Genomic DNA, 7610 nt, shown 5'->3' on the forward strand with positions numbered 1-7610 from the left:
GGGTAGGTGTCGGGGTGGTCGAGGTGCATTTTCTCTCCGAGGGTCGGTGATGGATGGTGACGGTGCTTCAGCTGTGCTGGTCCGGGGGCTCCGCCCCCGGACCCCCGTTGCCGTGGTGCGGCCCGGTGGTCCGGTTGTGCCCACCCGTTCCGCCCCTAGCGGAACGCATGCCCACAACCAGCGGTAGGAGACAGGGGCGCGGGGAACTGCGCGACCAGCCACACACAACCCGCAGCCGCCCACCGGGCCCGGGTGGCAACCCAGTAGGCGCAGCCGACCACTACGTCGCGAACAGCCGCACCGGCCACTCCGCATGCTGCTCCGCCATGATGTCCAGCAACGGCGCCGCGCCCGCCGGAAGCGCGTCCACACCACCGTCGGCGGCCGCGGACGCCGCCGCGGCAGCCGCGCGCAGCGCGACCGCGTCGAGCTCGGGCGCCAGCCGCGCCAGAACCCCCGTCGCGTCGAACGGGTCGAGGCTGAGCAGCCGTACGACCGCTGTCGCCGGGCCGCTGACCGACTCGTAGACGGCGGCGTACGCGGCGTCCAGTGGGGAGAGCCCGGCGGCGCGGGCGGCGAGGCCGAGGACGATGGGCTGGTGGGCGCCGCGCGGGCGGGCCGCGGCCAGGGCGTCGAGTTCGGGCGAGGGCCACGTGGCCCGTACGGCACGGGTCAGCTGCCGTCCGAGCCGCCGCGCGGCGGCGCGCAGGGCCGGTGAGGGCGTACGGGCATCCGCGGCCTCGTCGAGCGCGAGCGGGTCGAGGCCCGCGGCCGCCGCGGCGGCGAGCCCCGCCGCGGTCAGCCCGGTGGTGTGCAGCCGCCCCCGGCAGAACTCCTCCAGGGTGCCCGCGTCCCGCACGCGGCCCGCCTTGACCGCCGCCTCGGCCCCGCCGGAGTGCGCGTGGCCCCCGGCGGGGAAGCGCCCGTCGGCGAGGACGAGAAGAGCGGCACGGGCGCCATGGGTGACGCCCATCAGAAGAGGAAGTAGCGCTGGGCCATCGGCAGTTCCGCCACCGGCTGCGGGTCGACGGCTTCGCCGTCGATGGTGACGGTGAACGTGTCGGGGTCGACCTCGACCCGTGGCCGGGCGTCGTTGTTGCGCATGTCCGCCTTGGTCACGCCGCGCGTGCTGCGTATCGGCACGAAGCGCTTGCCGAGCCCCAGCCGTTCGGGGAGGCCGTCGTCGAGTGCCCACTGGGTGACGAAGTTGAGGGAGTTGGCGGCGGGGGCGCGCCCCACGGCGCCGAACATGGGGCGGGGCAGGATCGGCTGCGGCGTGGGGATGGACGCGTTGGCGTCGCCCATCTGCGCGTACGCGATCTGACCGCCCTTGATGACGAGCAGTGGCTTGACGCCGAAGAACGCCGGTTCCCACAGCACGAGGTCGGCGAGCTTGCCGGATTCGACGGAGCCGATCTCGTGGTCGAGGCCCTGGGCGACGGCCGGGTTGATGGTGTACTTCGCGACGTAGCGCCTGGCCCGCCGGTTGTCGGCGGCCCCGTCCCCCGGCAGGGCGCCGCGCCGTCTCTTCATCACGTGCGCGGTCTGCCAGGTGCGCAGCACGACCTCACCGACGCGGCCCATCGCCTGGGAGTCGGAAGAGATGATCGAGATCGCGCCGAGGTCGTGCAGGACGTCCTCGGCGGCGATGGTGCTGGGGCGGATGCGGGACTCGGCGAAGGCGAGGTCCTCGGGCACCGCGGGGTTGAGGTGGTGACAGACCATCAGCATGTCGAGGTGTTCGTCGACGGTGTTGACGGTGTGCGGACGGGTGGGGTTGGTGGAGCTGGGGAGGACGTTGGCCTCGGAGACGACGGTGATGATGTCGGGCGCGTGCCCGCCGCCCGCGCCCTCGGTGTGGTACGCGTGGATGGAGCGCCCGGCGATGGCGGCGAGGGTGTCGCCGACGAACCCGGCCTCGTTGAGGGTGTCGGTGTGGATGGCGAGCTGGGCGCCGCTCTCCTCGCAGACGTTCAGGCAGGCGTCGATGACGGCGGGGGTGGCCCCCCAGTCCTCGTGGATCTTGAAGCCCAGGGCACCGGCGCGCAGCTGGGCGCGCATGGCGTCGTAGGAGACGGTGTTGCCCTTGCCGAGGAGGCCGATGTTCAGGGGATAGCCCTCCATCGACTCGAACATCCGGGCGAGGTGCCAGGAGCCGGGGGTGATGGTGGTGGCCTTGGTGCCCTCGGCGGGACCCGTGCCGCCGCCGACGAGGGTGGTGATGCCGGAGGCGAGCGCCTCGTCCGCGAGTTGCGGGCAGATGAAGTGGACGTGGGCGTCGATGGCCCCGGCGGTGAGGATCCTGCCGTTGCCCGCGATGATCTCGGTCTCGGGGCCGATGACCAGGTCGGGGTGGACCCCGTCCATGGTGTCGGGGTTGCCCGCCTTGCCGATGCCGGTGATCCGGCCGTCGCGGATGCCGATGTCCGCCTTGACGATGCCCCAGTGGTCGAGGACGACGGCACCGGTGATGACGGTGTCGGGGGCGCCCTCGGCGCGGGTGACGCGGGACTGGCCCATGGACTCGCGGATGACCTTGCCGCCGCCGAAGACGGCCTCGTCACCGGCGTGGCCGGGGCCGCCGCTGCGGTCCTCCTCGATCTCTATCAGGAGGTCGGTGTCGGCGAGGCGGATGCGGTCGCCCGTCGTGGGGCCGAACAGCTCGGCGTACGCGGCGCGGTGGAGCTCAGTCATCGAGCGGTCCTCCGCACTCGCCCCGCAGGCCCTCGACGACACGCTTGCCGCCGATCGGCACCAGGGAGACCTCGACGGGGATGCCGGGCTCGAAGCGCACGGCGGTGCCGGCGGCGATGTCGAGCCGCTTGCCGCGCGCCGCGGCGCGGTCGAAGTCGAGAGCCGGGTTGGCCTCGGCGAAGTGGTAGTGGGAGCCGACCTGGACAGGCCGGTCGGCGGCGTTGAGCACGGTGAGCCGGGTGCGGTGGAGCCCCTGGTTGAGGAGCACGGGCGCGTCGGCGAGGAGGATCTCTCCGGGAATCATGGTGTCCTGTCCCCCCGTCAGCCGATGGGCTCGTGGACGGTGACGAGCTTGGTGCCGTCCGGGAAGGTCGCCTCGACCTGCACCTCGCGGAGCATTTCGGGGATGCCCTCCATGACCTCGGCGCGGGTGAGCACCGTACGCCCGGAGGACATCAGCTCGGCCACGGTCCGGCCGTCGCGGGCGCCTTCGAGGATGTGCACGGTGATGAGGGCCACCGCCTCCGGATGGTTGAGCAGCAGACCACGGGCCCGGCGCTTCTCCGCGACGTCGGCGGCCACATGGATCAGCAGGCGCTCCTGCTCATGCGGTGTTAGTTGCATGCGTCCACCTCACTGACGAACCAGGCCCCATAGCCGAACCCATCGGGGGCACACAAGAGTTCTACACACTCTTGACCTGGGGTTCTTCAGGGGGCAGCCAGGGATTGCAGATTAAGGCGGAAGCTTTTCCAACGCGTTAACTCACTCTTTGCGCATCCATGGCCAGCGGTCGCGGGAGGTGCCCGGCCGACGGCCGGACCGGACACTCAAGGCTGCTGACCAGGGCGGCTGACCAGGACCGCCGCTCAGGACAGCTGCCCAGGACGACCGCTCAGGACGGCTGCTCAGGACCCCGGTGCCGCGCCGCGATGCCGAAGCGCCGCTGTTCGCCCGCAGCGGACGGCAGCGGGCGCACCGTCGAGACCGTGCTGATCGCCTGCTCCTCGGCGGCCTCCGCAGGTTCCGCGGCCTCCGCACCGACCACGCCCTCTTCGAGTCTCCGCAGGTCGGCGGCCGACACCAGGGCGACGAGCGGTTTCCCGTGGCGCGTGACGACCACCCGCTCACCGCCGTAGACGACACGGTTGATCAGGTCCGCGAGCTCGGCTCGGGCTTGCGTCACAGGAATTTCGTAGGCCATGCTCACATTCTAACCGTCTGTACGTCCTGTACATTTTTTACAGAGATGAAGAGAGACAGAGACGAAGAGAGACGAAGGAGGCACGCCATGACCCGACCCATCGCCCGGCACGTCCTGCCGGAGCTCACGGAGCGTGACGGTGCGACGACCCGCACCATGGACCCCTACTCCAAGCTGCTGTCCGAGCGCATCGTCTTCCTCGGCACGCCGGTCGACGACGTCTGCGCGAACGACGTGATCGCGCAGCTCGTGCACCTGGAGCACGCGGGCCCGGACCGGGACGTGTCGCTCTACATCAACTCCCCGGGCGGCTCGACGACCGCCATGTCCGCGATCTACGACACGATGCGCTTCATCACCTGCGACGTGGAGACGGTCTGCCTGGGACAGGCCGGCTCGTCCGCCGCCGTGCTGCTGGCGGCGGGCACCCCCGGCAAGCGGCTCGCGCTGCCGAACGCCCGGGTCGTCATCCACCAGCCCTCGCTCGACGGGACCGCCGAGGGACAGGTGGCGGATTTGGCGATCCACGCCACGGAACTGCTGCGCACACGGGACACTCTTGTGGAGATGCTGGTCCGGCACACCGGGCAGAGCGCCGAACGGATCCGCCGCGACATCGAGCGCGACAAGGTCTTCGACGCCGAGGGTGCGCTGGCCTACGGGCTGATCGACCAGGTCACCGAGAGCCGCAAGCTGCGGGGCACATCGCGCCCCGGGGCCCGGTGACCGCCATGTGGCCTCCGCAGCCGCCGCCCCTGCCCGCCCTGACCCGGGCCGAGGGCGAAGTGATCGACTGCTATCTGCGGGTACTGGATCTGCTGGGCCGGATCAACCCGGCCCGGCCGCACGACACGTACGGCGCGCTACGGGCGGCGCAGACCTTGGTCGTCGCCGCGACGGGGCTGCGGGACGCTCTCGCAGTGATGTTCGAGCGAGGTGAGCGGGAGTTGCACGGGGGCACCCTGACGCGGGCGATGCTGATCCTCGACGGGGAGCGGCGGGCGCACCGGGTCGCTCTCCCGCTCACGCTCCCGCCCGCGCCCAGGGATTCCGGGTCGGCGGGCGGATAAACACCGCTCCCCCCGTCGCCGGACGGTGTCGTAGACGACGCGCGGTGATCGATTTCAACCGGATCCGCATGCCGCGCCCAAACCTCCCTGCCCAGCCGCAGGCCAGCGGCTCGTCAGGGCACTGCCGAACCGGGCAATTCCCGTCGCGTCCAGCGGAATTGCCCAGAAGTGATCAGCCTCACATACCCCTGATTCCGCTCGGAATCCGTACCGGCGCTGCGCCAAGATCCCGGTCACGACAAGACCCCGCCACCCCGGCGGGGCGGTCCGGGCGGACGCCGAACCCCACCGCCGTCCGGATGTCGGGTCGAGCGAATGCACCGGTGGGGATGGAGGACCCGAGCACGGTGGGACGACCAGAGTAGTGCGGTCGGCCCTTGGGGTGAAGCCGCTTGCGCGGCCGGGCATTCTTCGCCTGCCCGAACCCGACAGGTCATCCTTCACAGGCGGCTGACGAAGGGTTGACACATGGGCGCGCACAAACGTCCGTCGATGATGTCCAGGGCCGGAGCCGCCTCGGCCCTCACGCTCGCCGCCGTCGGCGCCACGGTGCTGATGCCGGGCGGCGCACAGGGGGCGGAGGCCTCCACCGTCGCCACCAACGCGCTGCGCATCGCCGCCTCGAAGGCCGGCTCCCCCTACCAGTGGGGCGCCACCGGACCGTACCGCTTCGACTGCTCGGGCCTGACGCTCTACTCGTTCAAACGGGCGGGCAAGTCCCTGCCCCGTACCGCCGAGGAGCAGTACAACTCGACCACCCATATCTCCCGGGCCGCGCGGGAACGGGGTGACCTGGTGTTCTTCGTATCCGGCCGGGGCGTCTACCACGTGGGCATATACGCGGGGGACGGCAAGATCTGGCACGCGCCCAAGACCGGCGCCGTCGTCCGCCTGGAGCGGATCTGGACCAACAGCGTCCTGTACGGCCGGGTGGACTGACCCTCCGGTCCCACACCTCCGGTCCCACAGGGCCGGGCCCCGCACCGCGGGCGGGGCCCGGCCCGCGACTCAGCGCTCGACGCTCAGGGCGTGCACGTGCCAGGGCAGCGAGATCCAGACCGTCTTGCCGCCTTCCGGGGTCGGGGTGAAGAAGAGCCGCCCGCCGCGCTCCGCCGCCAGGCAGCGGACGATGACCATGCCCCGCCCGTTGTCCTGCTGCACCGCGGCGGGCAGCCGCCGGGGGAAGCGCGGGTGGCTGTCCGTGACCCCGATCCGCAACTGCCGGTCGCGGTCCAGCAGCAGCTCGACGGTGAAGGTGGGCGACTGGCCGCGGGTGTGCTGCACGGCGTTGGTGGCGAGCTCGGAGACGATCAGCCGTACCGTTTCAGCAAGTCCCGTGCCTCCCGGCAGCCCCCAGTCCGCGAGCACACCGGCCACATAGCGGCGTGCCGTGGAGACCGAGGCGGGGGCGCTCGGCAGGGTGACAGTGGCTTCTTGGTGGTCTGCCATGACGCTGTCCCTTTCCCGCCGAGACCGGACCGCGGGCGCAATGCATCCCGAAGTCGAGAGCGCTCTCGGGCGGCTCTTCGCGACAGCCTGCCACTGAAAAGGGCCGTGTTGCGTGCGTTCCCCCGAGATATGCATATATCTGTCGCTCGAAGCGGTGAACTCTACGACGGAAGACCGGATTTGGACGGCACACTGTCCATCGTCGGAAGTCCATCGTCGGGAAACACCACACCCCCCGCGCGCGAGAGACGGACCAGCCATGCGATACGGACCCGCGGTACGCCGCCGCAAACTCGGCGGGGAACTGCGCCGCCAGCGCGAACTGGCCGGAATGACGAGCCTGGAGGCGGCGCGCGCGGTGGGCTGGCACCAGTCGAAGGTCAGCCGGATCGAGACGGGCAGCAGCGGGGTGCGGTCCTCGGACGTGGCGCTGCTGCTGGACGCCTACGGGGTGACGGACCCGGAGCTGCGGGCCCTGCTGGGGGCGCTGTGCGGGGCGGACGACGCCGACGGGGAGGGCGCCCGCCGGGGCTGGTGGTACGCCTACCGCAATCTGCTCCCCGCCGCCTACCTGGACTTCATCAGCCTGGAGTCGGAGGCCTCGCGGTTACGGACCCTGGAGACCACCGTGGTGCCGGGGCTGCTCCAGACCCCGGCCTACGCCCGTGCCGTGACGCGGGCCGCGCTCAACGACCCGCCGCCGGAACAGGTGGAGAAGCTGGTGCGGGTGCGCATGGCGCGGCAGTCGGTGCTCCGCGGCGAGCGGCCGCTGGAGCTGTGCGCCGTGCTGGACGAGGCCGTGCTGCGGCATCAGGTCGGCGGTCCCGAGGTCATGGCCGGGCAGTTGCGGCACCTGGTGGAAACGGGTTCCCTGCGCCATGTGCGCCTGCATGTACTGCCGTTCTCCAGCAGCGGTCATATCGGCATCACGGGGCCTTTTGTTATCTTCTCTTTTCCGCGCATCGCTGATCTGGACGTGGTTGTTCTCGACCATTTGACGAGTAGCCTCTACTTGGAGCGCAAAGAAGACCTCCTGGCGTACAGCGCGGCATTCACCGCGCTCCGGGCGCACGCCCTCCCGCACGAGAAGTCGCTGGAATTCATCGCCAGGGTCAATGACGGCGCGTAGGGAGGCACCATGTCCGCAATGCCTCGGTACGTTCCCTCTCTGTCCCCCATCGTCCCCCCGCCCC

Annotated in this window: 10 protein-coding genes and 1 riboswitch; of the genes, 4 read left to right on the top strand and 6 right to left on the bottom strand. The window is 70.9% G+C overall.

Features of this window, described 5'->3' with window-relative positions; all coding sequences use genetic code 11:
• Nucleotides 1-280 precede the first annotated feature (280 nt).
• The 5 genes from K6I34_RS26960 to K6I34_RS26980 all read right to left on the bottom strand — a co-directional run bounded on the left by K6I34_RS26960 (nucleotide 281) and on the right by K6I34_RS26980 (nucleotide 3898).
• Entirely contained in the window at nucleotides 281-973 is a 693-nt protein-coding gene (locus K6I34_RS26960; RefSeq protein WP_229329540.1) for an urease accessory protein UreF, read from the bottom strand.
• A complete protein-coding gene (locus tag K6I34_RS26965; RefSeq protein WP_229329547.1) occupies nucleotides 973-2694 on the bottom strand; it encodes an urease subunit alpha in 1722 nt (573 codons plus the stop codon). Before K6I34_RS26965 ends, K6I34_RS26960 begins: the two co-directional genes overlap by 1 nt.
• On the bottom strand, nucleotides 2687-2998 hold the full coding sequence (locus tag K6I34_RS26970) for an urease subunit beta (RefSeq protein ID WP_229329555.1): 312 nt from the start codon (nucleotides 2996-2998) through the stop codon (nucleotides 2687-2689). Before K6I34_RS26970 ends, K6I34_RS26965 begins: the two co-directional genes overlap by 8 nt.
• A 17-nt stretch (nucleotides 2999-3015) precedes the next feature.
• Nucleotides 3016-3318 (bottom strand): urease subunit gamma, encoded by a 303-nt coding sequence (locus K6I34_RS26975; protein ID WP_229329557.1) that lies wholly within the window; start codon nucleotides 3316-3318, stop codon nucleotides 3016-3018.
• 271 nt (nucleotides 3319-3589) lie between these two features.
• Nucleotides 3590-3898: a type II toxin-antitoxin system Phd/YefM family antitoxin gene (locus K6I34_RS26980; protein ID WP_229329559.1), complete on the bottom strand. Its 309-nt coding sequence runs from the start codon at nucleotides 3896-3898 to the stop codon at nucleotides 3590-3592.
• Between the two features lie 87 nt (nucleotides 3899-3985).
• Between K6I34_RS26980 and K6I34_RS26985 the strand changes: the two genes are divergently transcribed.
• From K6I34_RS26985 to K6I34_RS26995, 3 genes are all read left to right on the top strand, one after another.
• A complete protein-coding gene (locus K6I34_RS26985; protein WP_229329561.1) occupies nucleotides 3986-4624 on the top strand; it encodes an ATP-dependent Clp protease proteolytic subunit in 639 nt (212 codons plus the stop codon).
• Nucleotides 4625-4629: 5 nt separating this feature from the next.
• On the top strand, nucleotides 4630-4968 hold the full coding sequence (locus K6I34_RS26990; protein ID WP_229329563.1) for a hypothetical protein: 339 nt from the start codon (nucleotides 4630-4632) through the stop codon (nucleotides 4966-4968).
• Between the two features lie 266 nt (nucleotides 4969-5234).
• A riboswitch (cyclic di-AMP (ydaO/yuaA leader) is annotated at nucleotides 5235-5433 on the top strand.
• A 3-nt stretch (nucleotides 5434-5436) separates the two neighbouring features.
• A complete protein-coding gene (locus K6I34_RS26995; protein WP_229329565.1) occupies nucleotides 5437-5907 on the top strand; it encodes a C40 family peptidase in 471 nt (156 codons plus the stop codon).
• A gap of 69 nt (nucleotides 5908-5976) precedes the next feature.
• On the opposite strand, the gene K6I34_RS27000 is transcribed toward K6I34_RS26995, so the two are convergent.
• On the bottom strand, nucleotides 5977-6417 hold the full coding sequence (locus tag K6I34_RS27000) for an ATP-binding protein (protein WP_229329567.1): 441 nt from the start codon (nucleotides 6415-6417) through the stop codon (nucleotides 5977-5979).
• A 259-nt stretch (nucleotides 6418-6676) separates the two neighbouring features.
• Here K6I34_RS27000 and K6I34_RS27005 point away from each other — a divergent pair, with 259 nt between their 5' ends.
• Nucleotides 6677-7546: a helix-turn-helix transcriptional regulator gene (locus tag K6I34_RS27005; RefSeq protein WP_229329569.1), complete on the top strand. Its 870-nt coding sequence runs from the start codon at nucleotides 6677-6679 to the stop codon at nucleotides 7544-7546.
• The last annotated feature ends 64 nt before the right edge of the window (nucleotides 7547-7610 follow it).

The sequence above is a fragment of the Streptomyces sp. UNOC14_S4 genome (assembly GCF_020740835.1).
Classification (GTDB): Bacteria; Actinomycetota; Actinomycetes; order Streptomycetales; family Streptomycetaceae; genus Streptomyces.